The sequence below is a fragment of the Bacteroides sp. An322 genome (assembly GCF_002161765.1).
In the GTDB taxonomy this organism is placed as follows: domain Bacteria; phylum Bacteroidota; class Bacteroidia; order Bacteroidales; family Bacteroidaceae; genus Phocaeicola; species Phocaeicola merdavium.
In genome coordinates this window covers 45871-68358 of sequence record NZ_NFIN01000009.1, presented here as the reverse complement: position 1 = coordinate 68358, position 22488 = coordinate 45871, and the positions used below count along the sequence as shown (strand labels likewise).

Genomic DNA, 22488 nt, shown 5'->3' with positions numbered 1-22488 from the left:
AACGCTTACCGCTATTCATGATTCACTTTTAATTATTAATTAATAAAATCTGTGCAATCTGTGGTGAAAACAGACTTAACATCTTCAGCTTATGGAAAAGCAACGCCTGATTACGCCGAGCTATTGTTGCATTCTGGCAGCCAACTTCCTGCTCTACTTCGGCTTTTGGCTCTTAGTTCCGGTACTTCCCTTCTATCTATCGGAAATCTTCCATGCTTCGAATACCACCATCGGTATTGTCTTATCCTGCTATACCGTATCTTCACTCTGCATCCGCCCCTTCTCCGGATACCTGCTCGACACTTTCGCCCGCAAACCCCTCTACCTCTTCGCTTACTTTATCTTCACGATGATTTTTGCCGGATACATGTTTGCCGGAGCGTTGACCATGTTCATCATCTACCGCATCATCCACGGCATCTCGTTCGGAATGGTCACGGTAGGCGGAAATACGGTAGTCATCGACATTATGCCCTCGGCACGGAGGGGCGAAGGATTGGGCTATTACGGGCTGGCGAACAATCTTGCCATGTCTATCGGTCCCATGTTCGGCTTGTTCCTTCATAGCGCGGGCACATCCTATATCGCGATTTTCTCTTACGGACTCGGCTCGTGCGTCTTAGGCTTCATTGCAGCCAGCATGGTAAAGACTCCCTACAAGCCGCCGGTGAAACGCGAACCGATATCGCTCGACCGCTTTATCCTCATCAAAGGATTGCCCGCCGGACTCAGCTTGCTCTTGCTATCTATCCCCTACGGCATGACCACCAATTATGTAGCCATGTATGCCAAACAAATCGGCATCACGGCTGAAACCGGCTTTTTCTTCACCCTCATGGCGGTAGGTATGGCCATTAGCCGCTTATTCAGCGGAAGATTGGTAGATAAAGGGAAAATCACCCAAGTCATCAATGCCGGACTCTATTTGGTGTGCTTCTGCTATTTTGCCCTGACGGCATGCGGCTGGCTAATAGGCTGGAACTATGCCTTTACCACATCCTTGTTTTTCCTGATAGCCCTGCTCTTAGGCATCGGGTTCGGCACGATGTTTCCGGCATACAATACGCTATTCGTAAACCTTGCCCCCAATAACCAGCGCGCCACGGCTACCAGCACTTACCTCACTTCGTGGGACGTAGGTATCGGAATCGGCATGTTGCTGGGCGGATATATCGCCGAAATCGCCTCATTCAGAGACGCATACCTGTTTGGAGCCACTCTCACGGTGGTATCGATGATTTATTTCCACCTGAAAGCAGGCCCGCATTTCCAGCGGAACAAGTTGAGATAATTGAGATATAATACCCTGAATAAACATTTTAATACAACATTATGCAGCCCGAAATCTTACAAATACTCTATCAAGACTATACCGGACATACCGCTGAAAGCATTGAGCCACTGGCTGGTGCAGGTTCTAACCGGAAATACTATCGGTTGAAAGGCAATCCTCAACTAATCGGCGTATATGGCACATCGGAGGCGGAAAACCGTGCCTTCCTTTATATGGCAAAACATTTCACCGAGAAAGGATTGCCCGTACCGCAAATATACGCTCAAAGCGATGACGGAATGGCTTACTTGCAAGAAGATTTGGGAGACATTTCATTATTTCAAGCCATTGAACAAGGACGGACTACAGGCATATTCAATGAAGCAGAGAAAAGCTTATTGAAACAAACCATCCGCCTGCTCCCCTCTTTGCAAATCGAAGGGGCAAAAGACATGGATTTCTCCGTATGCTACCCACAAGCCGAGTTCAACCAGCGCAGCGTCCTATGGGACTTGAATTACTTCAAGTATTGTTTCCTAAAAGCGACTGGAATCGAATTTCAAGAGAATCTGCTGGAAAACGATTTTGAAAATATGACGGATGTATTGCTTGCCGATACATTTTCCACTTTCATGTACCGCGACTTCCAAAGCCGAAACGTAATGATACGGGACGGACAACCTTACTTTATCGACTTCCAAGGAGGACGGAAAGGACCGATTTATTATGATGTGGCTTCTTTCCTCTGGCAAGCCAAAGCCCGATTCCCGCAAGACTTGCGGGAAGAACTGATACACGAATACTTAGAAGCGCTTCAAGCATATTATCCCATATCCGAATCCCACTTCAGGGAACAATTAAGGCATTTCGTCCTCTTCCGTACCCTGCAAGTATTGGGTGCATACGGATTCAGGGGGTACTTTGAGCAAAAGCCGCATTTCCTGCAAAGCATTCCGTATGCGATTGAAAATTTAAGCCAATTGCTGGAACACAAATTCCCGGAATATCCTTACCTATGTAAAGTATTGAAACAATTGACCGGGCTTCCCGTTTATGTCCTCGAACAAAATAAACGTAAACTTACGGTTCGGGTCATCAGTTTCTCTTATAAGAAAGGGATTCCCGAAGACCCGTCTGGCAACGGAGGCGGATACGTATTCGACTGCCGTGCCATTCATAATCCGGGCAGATATGATGCATATAAACCACTGACCGGACGCGATGAGCCCGTTATCCGCTTCTTAGAAGAAGACGGAGAAATCCTTTCCTTCCTTGAACACGTTTATGCCTTAGCAGATGCCCATGTGCAACGTTTTTTGGAACGAGGATTTACTCATCTCAGCATCTGCTTCGGATGTACCGGCGGACAACACCGTTCGGTCTATGCTGCCGAACATACCGCCCGGCACATCCATGAGAAATTCGGAGTGAACGTAGAAGTAATTCACCGGGAACAAAATATCGCTTATAAATTTTAATAGCAAAAATACTGGGAATAATCTTTTAATCTGTGTAATCTGTGGTGAAAAAACAAATATGAAAGCCATGATATTTGCCGCCGGATTAGGAACCCGGCTAAAGCCTTTAACCGACCGGATACCGAAAGCATTGGTACCCGTAGGAGGAATGCCCATGCTGCAACACGTTATTCTTAAACTGAAGCAAGCAGGGTTTTCCGAAATTGTTATCAATATCCATCACTTTGGTGAACAAATTATCAACTTCTTGCAAACCAACCAAAACTTCGGCATCACCATTCATATCAGTGATGAACGTGATGAATTGTTAGATACGGGCGGAGGAATCAAGAAAGCCGCTCCGTTCTTCAGCGGCAATGAACCGTTCTTGGTGCATAATGTCGATATCTTATCGGATATCGATTTGAAAGCCTTATACGAATCACATCTATACAGTACAAACGATGCCACTTTATTGGTCAGCCAACGGGAAACCTCGCGCTACCTGTTATTTGATAAAGAGAGTGCCCGTCTCTGCGGTTGGATAAACAAACAGACTCGGCAAACCAAACCGGAAGGATTTGTCTATCGCCCGGAGCAACACGAAGCGTATGCCTTCAGCGGCATTCATGTTATCTCCCCTTCCCTCTTCCGCTATATGGATGAACATTGGACCGGTAAATTTTCCATTACCGATTTCTATCTTCAGACCTGCAAAGAAGCACATATTGGCGGATACATCGCCCAACATCTCCAATTGATAGATATCGGCAAACCCGAAACATTAGTGCAAGCGGAGCAACTCTTTACTTAAAACAAACGCAGAGACGCTAAAAACGCAGAGATTGATTTTTAGAGAAGGCTAAAGGACACAGAGAATTGTATGTTTTCTTTGTGTCCTTTGCTTGTCTCTCTAATATATAACTTTGCGTTTTTGCGTCTCTGCGTTTGTATCAAAATCCCCTTTTAAAAGAGGTTCAACTTATTCTTTCGGGCTTCTTCCAACGATACCGGCTTTACTTGCTTTTCCTTATTACCCTCACGCAATGCTTCGTATTCGTCTGCTAATTCTTTTACAAATGCATCGTGTGTGGCAGGATTTAGCAAACGGGCAGCAACCGGCGCATTCTGCGAAGCATCTTTCAGATAAACCACCGGTCCCTGATAGACCGGAGCTATCTTCAATGCCGTATGAAGTTTGGAAGTTGTGGCACCCCCAATCATTACCGGAATATGCAGACCGGCACGATTTAATTCACATACCACGTGTACCATTTCCTCTAACGAAGGAGTAATCAATCCACTTAATCCGATGATGTCTACTTTTTCACGCATCGCCGTTTCTACAATCGTTTCGGCAGGTACCATTACACCCAAGTCGATGATTTCGTAATTATTGCATGCCATTACGACCGACACAATGTTCTTCCCGATATCATGCACATCTCCTTTTACCGTAGCCACCAACACCTTTCCGGCTTTCTTTGCTCCTTCTTTCTTTTGGGCTTCAATGAAAGGCTGCAAGATAGATACCGCTTTCTTCATCGTGCGTGCCGTCTTTACCACTTGAGGCAAAAACATCTTGCCCGAACCGAACAATTCCCCGACCCGGTTCATGCCTCCCATCAACGGACCTTCAATGATGCTTACCGCATCGGGATAACTCTTTAAAGCCTCTTGCAAATCTTCTTCCAAATAATCGCCAATGCCTTTCACCAACGCATATTGCAAGCGAGCATCTACATCCGACGCTTTTCTCCATGCTAAATGAGCATCTGCCGCTTGCGCATTCCCTGCGTTTTCTTTCTCCGCCTTCAGCTTCTCCGCCATTTCTATCAACCGTTCGGCTGCATCGGAACGGCGGTTTAATACTACGTCTTCAATACGTTCCAACACATCTGCCGGAATATCGGTATAAAGCACCGAGGATGCCGGATTGACAATGCCCATATCCATACCTTGCGCAATCGCATGATAAAGGAATACGGCGTGCATCGCCTCACGGATGTAATTATTTCCACGGAAAGCGAAAGACAAGTTGCTCACCCCTCCGCTAATATGCGCTCCGGGCAAGTTCTTCCGAATCCAACCCGTAGCGCGGATAAAGTCGACGGCATAATTGTTATGTTCTTCCATGCCCGTAGCTACCGCCAATACATTGGGGTCGAAGATAATGTCTTGCGGACGGAAGCCCACTTGTTCCGTTAAAATACGATATGCACGGCTACACACTTCAATCTTTCGTTCGTAAGTATCTGCCTGCCCTTTCTCATCGAAAGCCATTACAATAACCGCCGCCCCGTATTGCTTGATGATACGGGCGTGTTCGATAAAGACCGCTTCGCCTTCTTTCAACGAAATGGAATTGACAATGCCTTTACCCTGCACGCATTTCAGCCCTGCCACAATCACCTCCCATTTCGAGGAATCTATCATAATAGGTACGCGTGCGATATCGGGTTCCGATGCTATCAGATTGAGGAAAGTAGTCATTTCTTGAGCGGCATCCAATAGACCGTCGTCCATATTAATGTCAATCACCAACGCACCGTCTTCCACCTGCTTGCGGGCGATAGACAAGGCTTCTTCGTATTTCTTTTCATTTATCAACCGAAGAAACTTGCGCGAACCAGCCACATTACACCGCTCGCCTACATTGACAAAATTGATTTCGGGCGTAACTTCTAATAATTCCAATCCCGAAAGCCATAAATACTTCGGCTCGGCTACTCTTTGGTGAGGCTTTCTTCCTTCCACCAACGAAGCGAAGCGGGCGATATAAGCCTCGGTCGTTCCGCAACATCCTCCGATGATATTCACCAAACCCTCGTCGATGTATTCCTTCACTTCGGCTTCCATTTCTTCGGGAGTCTGGTCGTATTGACCCAACGTATTGGGAAGTCCGGCGTTAGGATAAGCACTAATATAATAAGGTGCACGCCGGGCAAGTTGTTCCAAGAACGGCTTCAGTTGCTTGGCACCGAACGAGCAATTCAATCCTATCGAGAAAATATCGGCATGTTGCACCGAAGCCAAGAACGCATCGAGTGTCTGCCCCGATAAGGTACGTCCGCCCGTATCTGAAACCGTGACCGAAAGCATCAAGGGCACTTTGCGCCCGCATTGCTCCATAGCTCGATTAGCGGCATAGATAGCCGCTTTGGCATTCAAGGTATCGAAAATGGTTTCTATCAGAATCGTGTCTACACCTTCTTCTAATAAAGCGGTCATTTGTTCCATATATGCCTCGGCAAGCTCATCGAAAGTCAAGGCACGATAAGCAGGATTGTTCACATCGGGACTCATCGAGCAAGTCTTGTTGGTAGGACCTACCGAGCCTGCTACCCAGCGGGGCTTTTCCGGACATCTTGCCGTATATTCATCTGCCAAACGCCGTGCCAAACGTGCCGCCTCCCGGTTGATTTCCGCACAATAAGCTTGCAGGTGATAATCCGCCATCGAAACACGGGTGGCATTAAACGTATTAGTCTCGATAATATCCGCACCGGCATCCAAATACTTCCGGTGTATATCTTCTATCACATCCGGACGGGTCAGGCAAAGCACATCGTTGCATCCTTTCAACATGCCAGGCACATCATGGAAACGGTCTCCACGGAAATCGTCTTCCGTCAGACCATATTGCTGAATCATGGTACCCATGGCACCGTCCAGCACCAAGATGCGTTCGTTTATCTGCTCTTGTATTGTTTTCATTGCTCTTCTTATTTTTATATCAAACGCAGAGACGCAAAAGCGCAAAGGTTTTTATTTAGAAAAAAGTAAAAGCATAGAGACTGAATTAGGCTTCACACTACTCCGTGAGTTTTGCCTTCTCTCTTTCAATTATCTTCTCTGCGATTTTGCGCCTCTGCGTTCAATAAAAACACTCATCGTTTGAACATACGGTCCATCATCCGCTTGTCTTCCTTTTCCTTCAGGCTCTGGCGCTTATCGTATTGCTTCTTTCCTTTTGCCAAGGCAATAACCACCTTTGCCAGCCCTTTCTCGTTGATATACATACGGGTAGGCACAATGGTGAAGCCCGGTTCGGCTGAAGTGCGCTCCAGCTTGCGAAGCTCTTTCTTGGTAAGCAAGAGCTTGCGGTCACGCCTTGCGGCATGATTATTATACGAGCCATAAAAGTATTCGGCGATGTGCATGTTCTTCACCCATAGCTCGCCGCGCGAAAAGAAACAGAACGTATCTACCAGGCTTGCCTTGCCCTGACGGATAGACTTGATTTCGGTTCCCGTCAGCACAATGCCCGCCGTATAGGTGTCGATAAACTCGTAATCGAACGAGGCTCGTTTGTTCTTGATATTTATATTGCTTGCATTTGTTTTCATCTTCAATTCAATATTACAGATAATTGATTAAACACGTATTCTATCAGCCACGGGCAAATCAAAATGACCAACGTAGCCACAAAAGTGAAAGACATCTGCAGACGTTCGGGAACTCCTAACCACCGGCGTACCCCTTCGAATACGACAAAGACCGTGTACACTTGCAATATCCAATGAAGCAGGGCTATCGAAAACAAGCCGCTGACTATATTCAGCACAAAAGTAACCACCATCGAATAGCCTACAAACACCAGCATACGGTTGTGCATACTCCCCCATTTCAACCACTTGGCACAAATTTTGTCAAGCACATACGCCGAAAGGAAAAAACCGCCGAATAAGGCAACCGCCACGGCACAACACCGCGTCAATGCCACTTGAAACATCAACGAAGAAAAATCTCTCCCGATAAAGGTGCCCGCAAATTCAGACAAGCCACAAAGCCCTATCAACGGATACACAAACCCGGTCTGGATATCGTGCCCTCCTCCATGTTCCCGTATCTCATCCCACGCTTTGCCCGGAACAGACAACAATGCCCATATCTGATGAAACAATCCTTTATAATTCAAAATTCACACGTTTTTTGCATTATACTCAAATTGCAAATATACAAAAATAAAGCCGGGCATAAAACACTCGGCTCTATTTTTTATTTCACTTATTTCCTGAAATCTGGTCATGAGCCTCCATAATTGACTCATAATTAAGCTCTACCGTACGGACGGAAACCGAATCTTCCGCATAACTATTGTCACGCGCATTCTGCTCATACGAAACCGTAATCTTATCCGGACGTTTGCTATATATTTCCCCATAACGGTTCAACGCATCATTAATGTTAAAATGCATTATCCACTTTCACAATTTCATTATACGACAAGATATTGCTATTATCCTCGCCGTCCAAACAAGAAGTAAAGCCAAGCATTGTAGCCAGTGCCAGCATAAGCACATTCCATTTCATTTTTTTCATATCGTTCTCTAATTATTATATCGTTTTTATATCAAAATGCAAAGATGAGAAAAAGACACTATATATCAAAATAAAGCCGGACATTTTTGCCCGGCTCATATATACTAACGATTGGACTAACACCAATTATTCTTTTGACATATTAGGTAAATAACTATTTTCTATACTTATAGTTTGAGACAACTTTGCATTAGGATCGGAAGTCGCATAAACCAAAGAAGATTTCTCATATTCCACTTCAATACGTTTGGGATACTCCCCATTATTATTTGCTTTATATTGCGATATGATTGGGTCCATTCTCACGAAAACATCTTCAAGATAACCTGCGGTATATTCTTGTCCCCAATTTTCTTTACTTGTATCTATGCCTTTGGCTTCACAACGAATATGCAATTTCAACGTCCCTTTTGCAACGCCAGTTTCATTACTATCATAATAAACATTGATACGGAATTCATCACGTGCCGTATTCACAGTCTCAGTAGTGGTTCCTTTCTTTAATAAATAAGCAAAAGAGTAAATAAAGTACTTATATTCTCCCCATATAGCACAACCTCTCATCTCATACAAACCAACCGTCTGACTTTTCTCAGGCACAGAAGTAAGCACCGGTGACATTTCACGCAAATAAATAGGGTCTTGTGCCAAATTTATATTGACCGATTTTGTTTCAGCCGTTACCACTTCATCCTCTGGAAGCGTACCGTAAATGTATGCCACAGAAGAAGTCGGTGAAGATGTCAACATTTGAGTAGGCACGAAAGTAACGCCATAATCAGATAAAAATGTAGTCCCATAAAAACTGCTGCTTACTTCCATATATCCACCAACTTGTTGAGGACCCGGATCACCACTATCCAAACAAGATGTAAACCCTAACATCGAAACCAGTGCCATGGCGAGCACGCCAAATTTAAACTTTTTCATGTTCTTCTTTGATTTGATTTTATAATTAAATTTGATAAACTTTTTATGCAAAATGCAAAGATGCGGGAAATACTGCATCCGCTTTCTATATTTAACATTTATTTAAACTATTATCCTTTCCTCCTTTTCACGCATCTATATGCATCACCTTATTAATATAGATGCATCAGCCGATGAAGCCAATTCTGAAAGCCTACGGACTTATATGCGTTATATTCCCCCTACCGGCATCAAGCGGAAATCTCGGCAAACTGGTCGAGATGTTCGTCTACATAGCGCGCCACTTGCTCCGTCACTTCCTCTTCCATATCCATGAATTGCTCTTCGAGGTCATCAAACTCCTCATATTGCTCATACATCGCCATAAACTCGTCCTCATCCCGTTCCAGCTCCAAGTCTTCCCGATGCGCATCGTATATCTTCTTTGCCTCGTAAACTAACTTTGAGAACTCCTTTGCACCCATCAGGCGCATCGCCTTGGCAAAAGGATTGAGAAAAATATACGGTCCGTATCCGTTCTGGATGAGTTGCACAAAGCCGCCTTCGTTCACCTCTTCGCAAAAGATGCGGTATCCCAACAACGTATGCTGGTATCCGTTGAGCAAAGGCATCGTCTCGGAATTAATCTGCCCGCCCGTCACTTCCAAATAGCGGTCGGTAAATACCCGCAAGAACTCGTCCATTCCTTCGCCCGCCGCCCGGCGCAAAGCCTCGTCGCTTACCGTAATCTTCTTTTCTTCTTCCATTGATTATTTATTTAAACGCAGAGACGCAAAAACGCAAAGTTTTTTTCATTTGCAATAGAAATATCCTCTTGCGCCCTTTGCCTTCTCTAAAATAAATCTCCGCGTCTTTGCGTCTCTGCGTTCGATTTACATTAAAATAAGAATCACACCGCAAAGATAAGTCTTTTCATCCACATACGAAAAAGATTTTGCCACGTTGACATAGCAAAATAGCGGACGCGGTAAAAAATATCATTAAAATGTAACAAAAAGTTTGTTCCAAGACCTTGTATAAATCAAGAAAACGACTAACTTTGCGTGCGGATTGAGGAAAGCTTTTCCCCGACCCGCAAAGTATTAAAACTACTTATTTTTTATTACTCAATAAAAACGTAACGAATATGACTTATTCACACGAAGTTGAACACATGTGTTGTGTCGCAAAAGGACCCAATCACGGTCCGGCTCCTATTCCTGAAGAAGGGAAATGGATTCAAGCAAAAGAAATCAAAGACATTTCTGGTTTGACCCACGGTGTGGGATGGTGTGCTCCTCAGCAAGGTGCGTGCAAGCTGACACTGAACGTTAAGGAAGGCGTTATCCAAGAATGTCTGGTAGAAACTATCGGTTGCTCAGGTATGACCCACTCAGCTGCTATGGCATCTGAAATCCTGCCGGGCAAGACTATCTTGGAAGCTTTGAACACCGACTTGGTTTGCGACGCTATCAATACAGCCATGCGTGAATTGTTCCTGCAAATCGTTTACGGTCGTACCCAATCAGCTTTCTCAGAAGGCGGCTTGATGATCGGCGCAGGCTTGGAAGACTTGGGTAAAGGTCTCCGCAGCCAGGTAGGTACATTGTACGGAACAAAAGCAAAAGGCACCCGTTACCTCGAACTGACCGAAGGTTACATCACCCGTATGGCTTTGGACAAAGACAACCAAGTTATCGGTTATGAATACGTCCACATGGGCAAGTTCATGGAACAAGTGAAGAAAGGTGTTGACGCTAACGAAGCATTGAAAGCCGTTACAGGCACTTACGGACGCTTCAAAGAAGAGCAAGGCGCAGTTAAATATATTGACCCACGTAAAGAATAATAGGAGGACACAGATTATGATTAGACCAGTACAGTTTGAAAGTCAAGACCGTCGTATGAAGCAGATTTTGGCTGCATTGAACGAAAACGGCATCAAAGACATTGAAGAAGCTAACAAGATCTGTGAAGAAGCAGGACTCGACCCGTATCTGACTTGTCAGGAAACTCAGGGTATCTGCTTCGAAAACGCTAAGTGGGCTTACGTAGTAGGTTGCGCTATCGCACTGAAGAAAGGCTGCAAGAACGCTGCCGATGCTGCCGAAGCTATCGGTATCGGTTTGCAAGCATTCTGTATTCCGGGTTCTGTAGCTGATGACCGTAAAGTAGGTATCGGCCATGGTAACTTGGCTGCCCGTCTGCTCCGCGAAGAAACCCAATGCTTCGCATTCTTGGCAGGCCACGAATCATTCGCCGCAGCTGAAGGTGCTATCAAGATTGCAGAAATGGCAAACAAGGTTCGTACCAACCCGTTGCGTTGCATCCTGAACGGTTTGGGTAAAGACGCCGCTATGATTATTTCTCGTATCAACGGCTTTACATACGTTCAGACGAAGTTCGATTACTTCACCGGTGAATTGAACATCGTAAACGAAACTCCGTATTCAGACGGTCCTCGTGCGAAAGTAAAATGCTACGGTGCTGATGACGTTCGCGAAGGTGTGGCTATCATGTGGCATGAAAACGTAGACGTATCTATCACAGGTAACTCTACTAACCCGACCCGTTTCCAACACCCGGTAGCAGGTACGTATAAGAAAGAACGTGTACTTGCAGGCAAACCTTACTTCTCTGTAGCATCAGGTGGTGGTACAGGTCGTACTTTGCACCCGGATAACATGGCTGCAGGTCCTGCTTCTTACGGTATGACCGATACATTGGGCCGTATGCACTCAGACGCTCAGTTCGCAGGTTCTTCTTCAGTTCCCGCACACGTAGAAATGATGGGCTTCCTGGGTATCGGTAACAACCCGATGGTAGGATGTACAGTAGCTTGCGCCGTTAACGTGGCTTTGGCTCTGAACAAGTAATCATTGCTTGAACATACAATTTAATTTGACATGGAAACTCCCGTACTTACCGTGCGGGAGTTTTTTTATTTGCACAATAATAAAAAAATCAGTAGCTTTGTATATGCATACGGCTTCATCGGCATACGAAGCCTGCTTCGACAACAAACGAAGCCTGCTTCATCAGCCATCGAACCCTGCTTCATCTGAAAACCCAGAATTAGAACGTTTATTATCCAGATATGAAAGAAATCAAATGCCCGAAATGCCAAAGTGTGTTTCAAGTAGACGAAGCAGATTATGCTTCTATAGTCAGCCAAGTAAAAAATACTGAATTCTATGCCGAAATAAACAGAAGGCTGGAGGAACTGCATAAACAATACCTTGCCGAACAACAAGCCGCCGTACTGAAATCAGAACAAGATTTTCAAAAGAAACTCTCGGCACAACAAACAGAAATAGGGAAAAAAGAAAACGAAATAGACCGGCTTAAAGCACAAATCGACAGCCTTTCCCAAACCAAAGAATTAGAATTCAAGACCATTCTGTCGAAAAAAGAACAAGAAATAGCCGAGTTGAAAGCCCATTTGTTGCAAAGTGACAACAAACGCCAAATCGCTTTATTGGAAGAACAACAAAAAGCACAGGAGGCACTACGGGCAAAAGACAATCAAATAGCAGAATTGACCGGAAAGATAAAACTGGAAAAGAGTGAAGCTTCCTTGCGCGAAACCAGCTTGATAAAAGAATATGATATCAAGCTGAAACAAAAGGAAGACGAAGTGAACTACTACAAAGACCTGAAGAGCAAATTATCGACAAAAATGGTCGGTGAAACGCTTGAAATCCATTGCAGTACCGAATTCAACCGTATGCGCCCGCTTTTCCCAAACGCCTACTTCGAGAAAGACAACGATGCTTCGGGAGGCAGTAAGGGCGATTTTATCTTCCGGGATTACGAAGACGGTTTTGAATACATCTCCATTATGTTCGAAATGAAAAACCAAATGGATGAAACCGCAACCAAGCACAAAAACGAAGATTTCCTGAAAAAGCTGGATGAAGACCGGAAAGCCAAGCATTGTGAATTTGCCGTATTGGTATCCTTGCTTGAGGCGGACAACGAACTCTACAATACAGGCATCGTAGACTTTTCGCATAGGTATCCCAAAATGTATGTCATCCGTCCGCAGTTTTTCATGCCGCTCATCACGCTGCTGGTACAGACTTCGAAGAAAAGCATCGAATACCAACGCCAGCTTCAGATTGCCCGGAGCCAATCTGTTGACGTCACCAATTTCGAGACCCAACTGAATGAGTTCAAAGAAAAATTTGCCAACAATTACCGTTTGGCAAGCGAAAAATTCAAGACCGCCATCGATGAGATAGATAAATCTATCCAACATTTGCAAAAAATAAAAGAAGCGTTGGTAGGGTCTGAAAGGAATCTCCGCTTAGCCAATGACAAAGCAGACGGACTTACTATCAAGAAACTGACCCGTGGGAACCCTACCATGAAAGCAAAATTTGAAGAGGCAAGACAACGCAACGAACAAGCGGACAACGACAATCCCTAAACAACCTTCCGCACCCGAAGACAGCGGGTATTCCGATTTCTTCCAATGCAGAAGGCACCTCCATGCATCGTTATATCCGGTTATTATAAAAAGTAGGATTTGCTTTGGGCGTGCAATACGCCCAAAGCAAATCCTAACATAACGATTAAGACAGTAAGAAACTTCATTAATCTTTCCTTTTAAAAAAGCAATCATTCAAAACGAATCCAATCGAGTTGTACATCATTGCCTTTCACAAGAGATACACGCAAATCCTGAATGCCCGCCTGAGCAACTTCTACAGGAACCGATAATGTTTTCCACTCTGAAACAGATGCCGGCACTTCTATTTCGGCAATCATTTTTTCATTTGCATATACTCCTAATGTACCACCAGCAGACGAAAGGACACGTGCATCGACTTTTTGCCACTCTTGATTACCAAAATCTACCCGATTATAGCTCACCCAGGCATCTTTACGATTGAACAATACTTTCCAACCGTCAAATTTATTAGCTTGATTGATATAATCAATCGAAGCACCTTCCTGGCTTATTGCACTATAACGGTCGAGTTGGATAGCTTTTCCAGCATCAGTTATGCCCACACCACGCAATGTCGGTGTAACAAGCTGAATCGTCCCATCTGGATTAAAAGTAAGTGAATCGGCACGGACCGAACGGTTCTTATCAAATTCCGGGCTATAATCATTATGATGATAGAACAAATACCATTGTCCTTTATATTCTACCAACGAATGATGATTCGTCCAGCATCCGGTCGGAGACTGTTCCATAATAATTCCCTTATATTCAAAAGGTCCCATCGGATTATCGCTCATCGCGTATGCCAAGCATTCGGTTTTGTCCTTTACCCACGGATAAGTGAGGTAATACTTGCCGTTATGCTTGAAAGCGAACGGACCTTCCTTGAAACCGTCTTCTACATCAGCCACCAACACCGGTTCAGAAGCCAACTCAGTCATATTGTCTTTCAGTTTTGCGACATTCAATCCCCGCCCTGACCAATACAGATAAGCCTGTCCGTCGGTATCAAGCAATACACAAGGGTCGATACCTCCCACTCCTTTAATGGGTTCAGGCAACGGTTTGAAAGGTCCGTAAGGTTTATCAGCTATGGCAACGCCAACGTTGAACCCCTTTTTCCCTTTCGGGCTGGCAGGAAAATAAAAATAATACTTTCCGTCCTTGTAAACACAATCGGGTGCCCACATAGAATAAGACTCCGAATCAACCCAAGGGACATTCTCTTGTGAAAGAATCATACCGTGGTCAGTCCAATCCACTAAATTTTCGGAAGAAAAGACATGATAATCCGCCATACAGAACCATTCTTTCAACCGCTCGATAGGGCTTGGTATATCATGAGAAGGATAAAGATACAGCTTTCCTTCAAAGACTCTCGCCGTAGGGTCTGCTGTAAATTGCCCGGTTATAATCGGATTCTGTGCCTGAATTCCTACAACGAATCCCAAGCCTGCCAATAATGCAAATAATCTATTGCTCTTCATGTTTCAATCTAATTTTCAGTATAACAATCCTGCATTATCCATTATTTGAACAACAATGGAGCAAAACGGTAAAGACTTTCGCGCCACACAGGCCAGGTATGACCGCCCGGTGTTTCAAAATAGTCATAATGAATGCCGATTTCATCAAAACGTTTCAACATGATTTGGCAATTCTGATAAGCAATGTCTTCTTTGCCTCCCATAGAAAACCAGAATTGTTTGAAACCTTTATTGAACTCATCCTTATGCTCTTTCAAAATTTGATAATACTTCTCGGTATCCTGTCCCGGCATACCCCGGCGAGGCTGTGCCCACCAGCCTGAACTAAAGACACCAATGTATGAGAAATATTCAGGATGAGTGATACAAGCATTCAATGTCTGGATGCCTCCCATTGACAAACCAGCCAATGCCCGGCTGTCTTTATCTGTCTTAACCCGATACGTTTTCTCTACCAAAGGAATGCAATCGTTGAATAATTCTGAATTAAAATCCTTCGAATTACCGTCCAGCATTACGATTATCATCGGAACAGCCTCTTTCTTCGCAATCAGATTGTCCATAATGATATCTGTCAAGCCTTGTTGCGACCAGCCTCGTTCATCTTCTCCTCCTCCATGCTGCAAATAAAGCACCGGATAAGAATCGGTTGATTTCTCATAACAGGGTGGAGTATAAACGAACATACGGCGCCAGTCATTCGCTGTTTTCGAAAAATAGCGTTTCATACGGATTTCCCCATGAGGCACATCAGCCAAGGCAAAACGGTCATCTCCTTCTGGATAAGGAATTTCAATGCCGCTCGTCATCATGCTGCAACCGAAAAAAGATTCACTGGCAGGGTCAGCCACCGGGACACCGTCTATTATCAAAAAGTAATAATGGAAACCCGGACCTAAAGGCTCTGTCGTACAGGTCCATTCACCATTCTCGTTACGCTCCATATCGTATTTCTTTCCCAAATCAATCTGAACCCGCTTCGCATCGGGAGCCTTGATCTTAAAAGAAGCACGATGATCGGAAGATATCCGCGGATATTGGGAAGCACGCACACTTAAAGCCGAACGCTCACCCGGCAAATCTGTCGGAGTGCCTTGAGTTGATTGGGCAGACAATCCCATTGCCCCCATCAGAAGTAAAGAAGTGATAAGTGTTTTCATCATTTTACTGGTTTAAAGATTAAAGGCAAAAATTCATTCAAGCATCTGCGCCATGTCAACCATTCATGGTGCGTACCCGGAGATTCATAATACACATTCTTAATACCAGCTGCAGTCAGTTTTTCACTCAATTCCTTACTACCCATACGCTCTTCGGAACCCATTCCCAAGAACAATGCATGCACTTGTTTGTTGAACGCATCCGCATCGGCAAATACACCCTTATACACTTCGCGTATATCCGCCTGCGGAGGCAAGAAAATAGCACCGCTGAATGCGCCGATATAAGCAAACTTGTCTAAATTAGCCAAGGTTGTTTGGAAAGTCTGATGCCCTCCCCATGACAAACCTGCCATGGCACGATTGTCTCTGTCTGTCAGTGTCCGGAAAGTCTTGTCTATATACGGAATGATGTCTTCCAATAAAATAGGCGTAAACGATGCGCCGAATTCTTCACGGGATTCACCCGGCTTCGTACCATGAATATAACCACAATTTCCATAATCCATAACGACAATCATCGGTTCACATTTGCCTGCAGCAATCTGATTATCCAGGATATTCGCCATTTTGCCTTGTTGGCTCCAGCCCCGTTCGTCTTCACCCATTCCATGCTGCAAATACAAAACCGGATAACGTTTGGATGTATTAACATCATAATCTGCCGGCGTATAGACAAAACAACGGCGTTCCTTTTGTTCTACCGTAGAATAATAATGACATTCACGAACTTGTCCGTGAGGTACAGACTTGTCGTAGGTATAATAAGCGGCAACCTCCGGCGTTTCCGGTATCTCGATGCCACTCGCCATTTTACCGCACCCGAAGAATGTCTCACTGGCAGGGTCATTAACAGCCACTCCGTCAACAATCAAGAAATAATAATGGAAGCCTACTACCAAAGGGTCTGTCGTTACACTCCATACGCCTTCGGCATCTTTAGTCATCTGCCATTTTTTCCCGCAAATGTCTACTTGCACATTTTGAGCTTCGGGAGCCTTTATCTTAAAAGTCGCTCTCGAAGAATTATCCACACACGGGTATTTCATTTCCGGTACATTTGTCTGAGCCGGTGTACCTTCCGGCAAAGTCTGGGCAGTAGCTGTTGACAAAGCCAACAGGCAGACTGCTATAAAAGATAATGTTTTCATTTCGATCAATTTACTAAATTACAATTTACTAAATTATTTTGCACTTACACCCTTTTTCGTCTGTTCCACGAACTTCATGGTTCCGTCTGGATTATAGAACAATTCATCCACACATACGCTTCTACGTCCGATAGCCCCTTTATGTCCATCCAACGTCAGAGCAGCATTGTGATAGAACAAATACCACTTATCTTTAAATTCGATGATTCCCGGATGAATTGTGAAACTGTTTTCAGCCATGCCCGTAAGTTCACCTTGATAGGTCCACGGTCCTGCAACCGATGATGCCGTTGCATACGAAATGGTTTCTCTTCCTTCGCCCATAGACGCATAAGTCAGGTAATACATATCTCCTCGTTTATGCAACCACGGCCCTTCTACATATTTCGGCAAATCTACCACTTGAATATCACCATCCAATTCAATCATATTGGGTTTCAGTTTAGCCAAGAAACAGGTTCCGTTTCCCCAACTTATCCAACCCTGTCCTTCGTCGTCAATCAATACGGTCGGGTCAATATCGTTCCACCAGCCACGTGCCCCGTTAGATGTCATGGTATCACATACCAAAGGTTTGCCTATCGCATCCTTAAACGGTCCTGTAGGAGAATCGCCTACCGCAACTCCGACTGCTTTTCCTACGTATGGCTCACCACCTTGTACGGTAGTATAATAATAAAACTTGCCGTCTTTTTCCACGACTTGAGATGCCCAAGCCTCCCCTACAGCCCAACTGAAATCAGTCGGCTTCAATACCGAACCATGGTCTGTCCATGTCTGCATATCTTCTGTCGAATAGCAAAGCCATTCCGTAATATTGAATTCCTTTCCACCGGATGCAGAGTCCTGACCTTCATAAAATTCATCATGACCAACATACAAATAAAGCGTCCCATTATGAACCATCGGTGCCGGGTCGGCTGTAAACTTATCCGTAATCAACGGATTTCCCATGTTTTGAAATGTCGGAAGGACATTCTCTTTCTGCTGAGAGGTGCAATTTGCAAATAACAAAACTGCTCCAACTACTCCTAACAAATTTCTCATAAGCATTTCATTTTAATTTTAACAAATTGTGATTACTAAGTCTCGGTAAATATACAAAGGATTTATCAAAATTGAATGAAATGATAACTCTTTTTATATTGACAGCTATTTGAGTCTACGAAAAAGCCCGAAAGCTTTTCAGAAAAGTTCGATTCTGCACGCTAAGCTCCATTTCCAGAATAGAAAAGCCTATTCAGAAACTGAAGAGTGAAGGGTGAAAGGCTTTGAAGGCTAAATCAAAAGAGTCGAAAGTCTTCCGTTTTTATTTGCCTATTCAGAATCTTCTTCGTATCTTGCCACACCTTATATTATATATACTCAATATGGACTTGAAAAAAATAAAGAAGAATTTATCGAATTGTTGCGGTCAACCAACCGCGACGGAGTGGAAGACGTTATTGAAGGATTGGAAGAAATGGGGTTCTTCAACGCACCCGCATCTGCCAACCATCATCTGAATACCGAAGGCGGGCTGGTGCAGCACTCGCTTAATACTTGCAAAGCAGCCCTCATGGTATGGGAAGGCATGAAAGCATTAGAACCCGGACTGGAAAAAGAAGTAGGCAGAGACAATGTCATCATTGCCAGCCTGTTGCATGACGTATGCAAAAGCGACATCTATATCCGCTCTGTAAAAAAGACCAAGAATGCATTGGGAATTTGGGAAGACACCGAAGGCTATAAAGTATCATACAAAGGCTTCCCAATGGGACACGGTGAGAAATCGGTTATCCTCTTGCTTTGCAACGGACTGGAAATGAGCGACGACGAAATGCTTGCCATCCGCTGGCACATGGGAGCTTTCGGCATCAACATGAACAGTTTCGAAGACCAGCGTTGCTATGACACATCCAAAAAACTTTATCCGTTAGTCTCGATTATCCAAGTAGCCGATAACTTAGCCGCAAGCATCATGGAACGCACCGGGAAAGAACTGGACGAGCTTTGATTTTTCAATTATTGAACACAGAGACGCAGAGACACGGAGTTTTTATTCTTGATAAAAAATATTCCTCTGTGCCTCTGCGTCTCTGTGTTCAATATATTAAATTATAGCTCTTCGCACTCTTGAAGCCATAAAGCGGCACTGGCATCGCTCGGCATACGCCAATCGCCCCGCGGGCTTAACGATACCGAACCAACTTTCGGACCATCGGGCAAACAAGAACGCTTGAATTGCTGAGTAAAGAAACGGCGGAAGAAATTGGTCAGCCATTTCTTGATTGTCGCGTCATCATAATTCCCACGGAAAGCTATACAAGCTAAGTAATAAATCTTAGCCGGACGGAAACCGAAACGCAAAAAATGATACAAAAAGAAATCATGCAACTCGTAAGGCCCTACCAAATCTTCGGTCTTCTGCTTGATATTGCCATTCTCATCGGCAGGAATCAGTTCCGGACTAATCGGCGTATCGATGATATCCAATAAGGTCGCACGCGAATCGGCATCCACACCGGTTTCGGCTACCCAATTCACCAAATAACGCACCAACGTTTTCGGAATGCTGGCATTGACACCATACATCGACATGTGGTCGCCATTGTATGTAGCCCATCCCAATGCCAACTCGGAAAGGTCACCCGTACCGATGACCAACCCTCCTATTTTATTGGCATAATCCATTAAGATTTGAGTGCGTTCACGCGCCTGGCTGTTTTCGTATGTCACATCATGAACATCCAAATCATGCCCGATATCTTTAAAGTGCTGGATACATGCCTCACGAATACTGATTTCGCGTGACGTCACTCCCAACGAGCGCATCAATTCAACCGCATTGTGATGCGTGCGCCCTGTAGTGCCAAATCCGGGCATCGTAATCCCGACAATCCCTTTGCGCGACAAGCCCAACTTATCGAATGTCTTCACACATACCAATAACGCCAATGTCGAATCCAGTCCACCCGAAATGCCTACTACGACCGTCTTGCATCCTGTATGCACCAACCGTTTTGCCAATCCCGCTATCTGAATAGAGAAAATCTCCTCACAACGCTCATCAAGCAACTCCCCTCCTGCAGGGACAAACGGATGCGGCTCTATTTTACGGGTCAAAGAGAGTTCTTTTTCCGGTACACGCTCCGTCTGAATCACTTTTGCCGGACAACCATCCATTTGGCGGACACTTGCGGCAAAGGTTGTATTCAACAAACGTTCACCACGCAACCGCTCGACATCAATTTCGCTCATCACCAATTGTTTATCGAAAGAAAAACGTTCGGATGCCGCCAGCAGGCCTCCATTCTCATAAATCAACGCGTTACCGGCAAACACTACATCGGTGGTCGATTCTCCGAAACCCGAAGAAGCAAAGACATAGCCAGCCAAACACCGAGCCGACTGCTGTGCCAAGAGCGAACGCAAATACTGATGTTTGCTGATGTTTTCCGTATCGGCAGAAAGATTGAAAATGATATCCGCACCTTTCAAAGCCAATGCAGAACTGGGAGGAACAGGTGCCCACACATCTTCGCAAAGCTCAATGCCAAAACGTACTTCCGATGTCTCAAACAACAAATTAGCGCTAACCGGCGCAAGCTGCCCGCATAAGCGGACTACCACCTCATCCGTATAAGTAAAGGCTGAAGCAAACCAACGATGCTCGTAAAACTCCTTATAATTGGGCAAATAAGTTTTGGGGACAATGCCTAATATCTTTCCTTTTTGAATCACTACTGCACAATTCATCAATACAGATTCCACCCGTACCGGCATTCCGACAATGGAAATTATATCCAATTGACGTGTGTTATTCATCACACGCATCAAACCCAACTCTGCCTGCTCCAGCAACAAAGTCTGCCCGAACAAGTCTCCACACGAATATCCCGTAAGGTTCAGTTCAGGAAACACAATCACCTGCACGCCGCTTCCTTCGGCTTTCGCTATCAGGCTTTCAGCCTGTTCCGCATTATACTGGCAGTCGGCTATCTTTACTTGAGGAATAGCAGCCGCCACCTTTACAAAACCATATTTCATAAGGGTATCATTTAATGTCTAATTTACAACGGACAAAGATAATATAAAAAAGGAGTAACAACTACCCATATTGAAAAAAAGTAAAAAAAGCAATCCACGTTTTGCAGATAAGAAAAATATTTCTATCTTTGCCTCAGATTTAAAATTGTAATAATTACAAATAAGAAAGTAATAAAGATGAATGCTTACGAATATCTGCTCAGTTATCACATCAAGCCGTCCGTACAGCGTATTGCCATTATGGATTACTTGCTGAAGCACCATACTCATCCGCGCATCGATGAAATCTATATGGCGTTATGTCCAGATATTCCTACCCTATCGAAAACAACGGTCTACAATACGCTCAAGCTTTTTGTAGAGCATGGAGCTGCGCGAATGTTGACCATCGATGAACGGAATGCCTGCTTTGACGGAGACACTTCGGTACATGCACACTTCCAATGCAAAGTATGCGGAAAAATAACCGACATTCCTCTATCACCGGAAGAACCGGAAGACATGAAGCATTTGCGTGAAAAAGGGTATCAGATAGAAGAAATACACCACTATTATAAGGGTGTATGTCCGAATTGCTTGAACATGAATGAAAATTAAAAAACAGCTTTAAAGGCTAATGTATTAACTAAATAACTAACTCATTTAAAATCATTCGATTATGAAAAAATTTATTTGTACAGTATGTGGTTACATCCATGAAGGTGAAACAGCTCCCGAAAAATGCCCATTGTGTAAAGCTCCCGCTTCTAAATTCAAAGAAATGGAAGAAGACAACAACGGTCTGACTTTTGTTGACGAACACGTTATCGGCGTAGCAAAAGGTTGCGATGAAGAAATGATTAAAGACCTGAACAACCACTTCATGGGCGAATGCACCGAAGTTGGTATGTACTTGGCAATGAGCCGCCAAGCAGACCGCGAAGGTTATCCTGAAGTAGCTGAAGCTTTCAAACGCTACGCATGGGAAGAAGCTGAACACGCTTCTAAGTTCGCTGAATTGCTGGGCGACTGTGTTTGGGATACCAAAACTAACTTGGAAAAACGCATGAACGCTGAAGCTGGTGCTTGCGAAGACAAGAAACGCATCGCTACCCGTGCTAAACAACTGAACTTGGACGCTATCCACGATACAGTTCACGAAATGGCTAAAGACGAAGCTCGTCACGGAAAAGGTTTCGAAGGTCTGTATAACAGATATTTCAAGAAATAATCAGAAACTGACAAGTTAAGAAGAGGCGCCG

General features: G+C 44.4%; 22 protein-coding genes. 10 read left to right on the top strand and 12 right to left on the bottom strand.

Translation table 11 applies throughout. From position 1 onward, the window contains the following. Positions 1-91: 91 nt before the first annotated feature. Genes B5F91_RS06855 through B5F91_RS06845 form a run of 3 tightly spaced genes read left to right on the top strand, consistent with a single transcriptional unit; the run spans position 92 to position 3544 of the window. Positions 92-1291, top strand: a complete 1200-nt coding sequence (locus tag B5F91_RS06855; RefSeq protein WP_087428347.1) for an MFS transporter — start codon at positions 92-94, stop codon at positions 1289-1291. A gap of 41 nt (positions 1292-1332) precedes the next feature. After that, entirely contained in the window at positions 1333-2751 is a 1419-nt protein-coding gene (locus tag B5F91_RS06850; protein ID WP_087428346.1) for an RNase adapter RapZ, read from the top strand. Positions 2752-2809: 58 nt separating this feature from the next. Beyond that, a complete protein-coding gene (locus tag B5F91_RS06845) occupies positions 2810-3544 on the top strand; it encodes a nucleotidyltransferase family protein (RefSeq protein ID WP_087428345.1) in 735 nt (244 codons plus the stop codon). Positions 3545-3696: 152 nt separating this feature from the next. On the opposite strand, the gene metH is transcribed toward B5F91_RS06845, so the two are convergent. From metH to B5F91_RS06815, 7 genes are all read right to left on the bottom strand, one after another. Continuing rightward, a complete protein-coding gene (gene metH / locus B5F91_RS06840; protein WP_087428344.1) occupies positions 3697-6447 on the bottom strand; it encodes a methionine synthase in 2751 nt (916 codons plus the stop codon). 173 nt (positions 6448-6620) lie between these two features. Further along, positions 6621-7079: an SsrA-binding protein gene (gene smpB, locus B5F91_RS06835; RefSeq protein ID WP_013616098.1), complete on the bottom strand. Its 459-nt coding sequence runs from the start codon at positions 7077-7079 to the stop codon at positions 6621-6623. A gap of 2 nt (positions 7080-7081) precedes the next feature. Further along, positions 7082-7651, bottom strand: coding sequence for a Yip1 family protein (locus B5F91_RS06830; protein ID WP_087428343.1), 570 nt, complete (start codon positions 7649-7651; stop codon positions 7082-7084). Between the two features lie 85 nt (positions 7652-7736). Further along, positions 7737-7931 (bottom strand): hypothetical protein, encoded by a 195-nt coding sequence (locus B5F91_RS06825; protein WP_087428342.1) that lies wholly within the window; start codon positions 7929-7931, stop codon positions 7737-7739. Continuing rightward, positions 7921-8055, bottom strand: a complete 135-nt coding sequence (locus tag B5F91_RS15515) for a hypothetical protein (protein ID WP_255376659.1) — start codon at positions 8053-8055, stop codon at positions 7921-7923. The genes B5F91_RS06825 and B5F91_RS15515 overlap by 11 nt, the downstream gene beginning before the upstream one ends. A 126-nt stretch (positions 8056-8181) precedes the next feature. After that, complete coding sequence (locus tag B5F91_RS06820) at positions 8182-8985, bottom strand: hypothetical protein (RefSeq protein WP_144025083.1); 804 nt, start codon at positions 8983-8985, stop codon at positions 8182-8184. A 230-nt stretch (positions 8986-9215) separates the two neighbouring features. Further along, complete coding sequence (locus tag B5F91_RS06815) at positions 9216-9731, bottom strand: DMP19 family protein (protein ID WP_087428340.1); 516 nt, start codon at positions 9729-9731, stop codon at positions 9216-9218. Positions 9732-10111: 380 nt separating this feature from the next. Between B5F91_RS06815 and B5F91_RS06810 the strand changes: the two genes are divergently transcribed. From B5F91_RS06810 to B5F91_RS06800, 4 genes are read left to right on the top strand one after another with little or no spacing between them, the layout of a single operon-like run. After that, on the top strand, positions 10112-10813 hold the full coding sequence (locus B5F91_RS06810; RefSeq protein WP_087428339.1) for a hypothetical protein: 702 nt from the start codon (positions 10112-10114) through the stop codon (positions 10811-10813). A 16-nt stretch (positions 10814-10829) separates the two neighbouring features. Further along, on the top strand, positions 10830-11840 hold the full coding sequence (locus B5F91_RS06805; RefSeq protein WP_087428338.1) for a GGGtGRT protein: 1011 nt from the start codon (positions 10830-10832) through the stop codon (positions 11838-11840). 30 nt (positions 11841-11870) lie between these two features. Further along, entirely contained in the window at positions 11871-12029 is a 159-nt protein-coding gene (locus B5F91_RS15170; RefSeq protein WP_158099897.1) for a hypothetical protein, read from the top strand. 32 nt (positions 12030-12061) lie between these two features. Continuing rightward, a complete protein-coding gene (locus B5F91_RS06800) occupies positions 12062-13396 on the top strand; it encodes a DUF2130 domain-containing protein (RefSeq protein ID WP_087428337.1) in 1335 nt (444 codons plus the stop codon). Positions 13397-13587: 191 nt separating this feature from the next. Here B5F91_RS06800 and B5F91_RS06795 read toward each other — a convergent pair whose 3' ends face one another. The 4 genes from B5F91_RS06795 to B5F91_RS06780 are packed head-to-tail and all read right to left on the bottom strand — an operon-like array spanning position 13588 to position 18265. Further along, complete coding sequence (locus B5F91_RS06795) at positions 13588-14907, bottom strand: family 43 glycosylhydrolase (RefSeq protein ID WP_087428336.1); 1320 nt, start codon at positions 14905-14907, stop codon at positions 13588-13590. 41 nt (positions 14908-14948) lie between these two features. Beyond that, a complete protein-coding gene (locus B5F91_RS06790; protein ID WP_087428335.1) occupies positions 14949-16070 on the bottom strand; it encodes an alpha/beta hydrolase-fold protein in 1122 nt (373 codons plus the stop codon). Continuing rightward, positions 16067-17218, bottom strand: coding sequence for an alpha/beta hydrolase-fold protein (locus B5F91_RS06785; RefSeq protein ID WP_087428334.1), 1152 nt, complete (start codon positions 17216-17218; stop codon positions 16067-16069). Before B5F91_RS06785 ends, B5F91_RS06790 begins: the two co-directional genes overlap by 4 nt. A gap of 33 nt (positions 17219-17251) precedes the next feature. Beyond that, entirely contained in the window at positions 17252-18265 is a 1014-nt protein-coding gene (locus tag B5F91_RS06780) for a glycoside hydrolase family 43 protein (protein ID WP_087428333.1), read from the bottom strand. Positions 18266-18650: 385 nt separating this feature from the next. On the opposite strand from B5F91_RS06780, the gene B5F91_RS06775 reads away from it, so the two are divergent. After that, a complete protein-coding gene (locus tag B5F91_RS06775; protein WP_239416331.1) occupies positions 18651-19214 on the top strand; it encodes an HD domain-containing protein in 564 nt (187 codons plus the stop codon). Positions 19215-19315: 101 nt separating this feature from the next. Here the strand turns inward: B5F91_RS06775 and B5F91_RS06770 are convergent, their stop codons facing one another. Further along, positions 19316-21247: an NAD(+) synthase gene (locus B5F91_RS06770; protein ID WP_087428331.1), complete on the bottom strand. Its 1932-nt coding sequence runs from the start codon at positions 21245-21247 to the stop codon at positions 19316-19318. 177 nt (positions 21248-21424) lie between these two features. Between B5F91_RS06770 and B5F91_RS06765 the strand changes: the two genes are divergently transcribed. Together B5F91_RS06765 and B5F91_RS06760 are read left to right on the top strand one after the other, a co-directional pair. Then, positions 21425-21844 (top strand): transcriptional repressor, encoded by a 420-nt coding sequence (locus B5F91_RS06765; protein WP_087428330.1) that lies wholly within the window; start codon positions 21425-21427, stop codon positions 21842-21844. Positions 21845-21905: 61 nt separating this feature from the next. After that, positions 21906-22457: an NADH peroxidase gene (locus B5F91_RS06760; protein WP_087428329.1), complete on the top strand. Its 552-nt coding sequence runs from the start codon at positions 21906-21908 to the stop codon at positions 22455-22457. Positions 22458-22488: the final 31 nt, after the last annotated feature.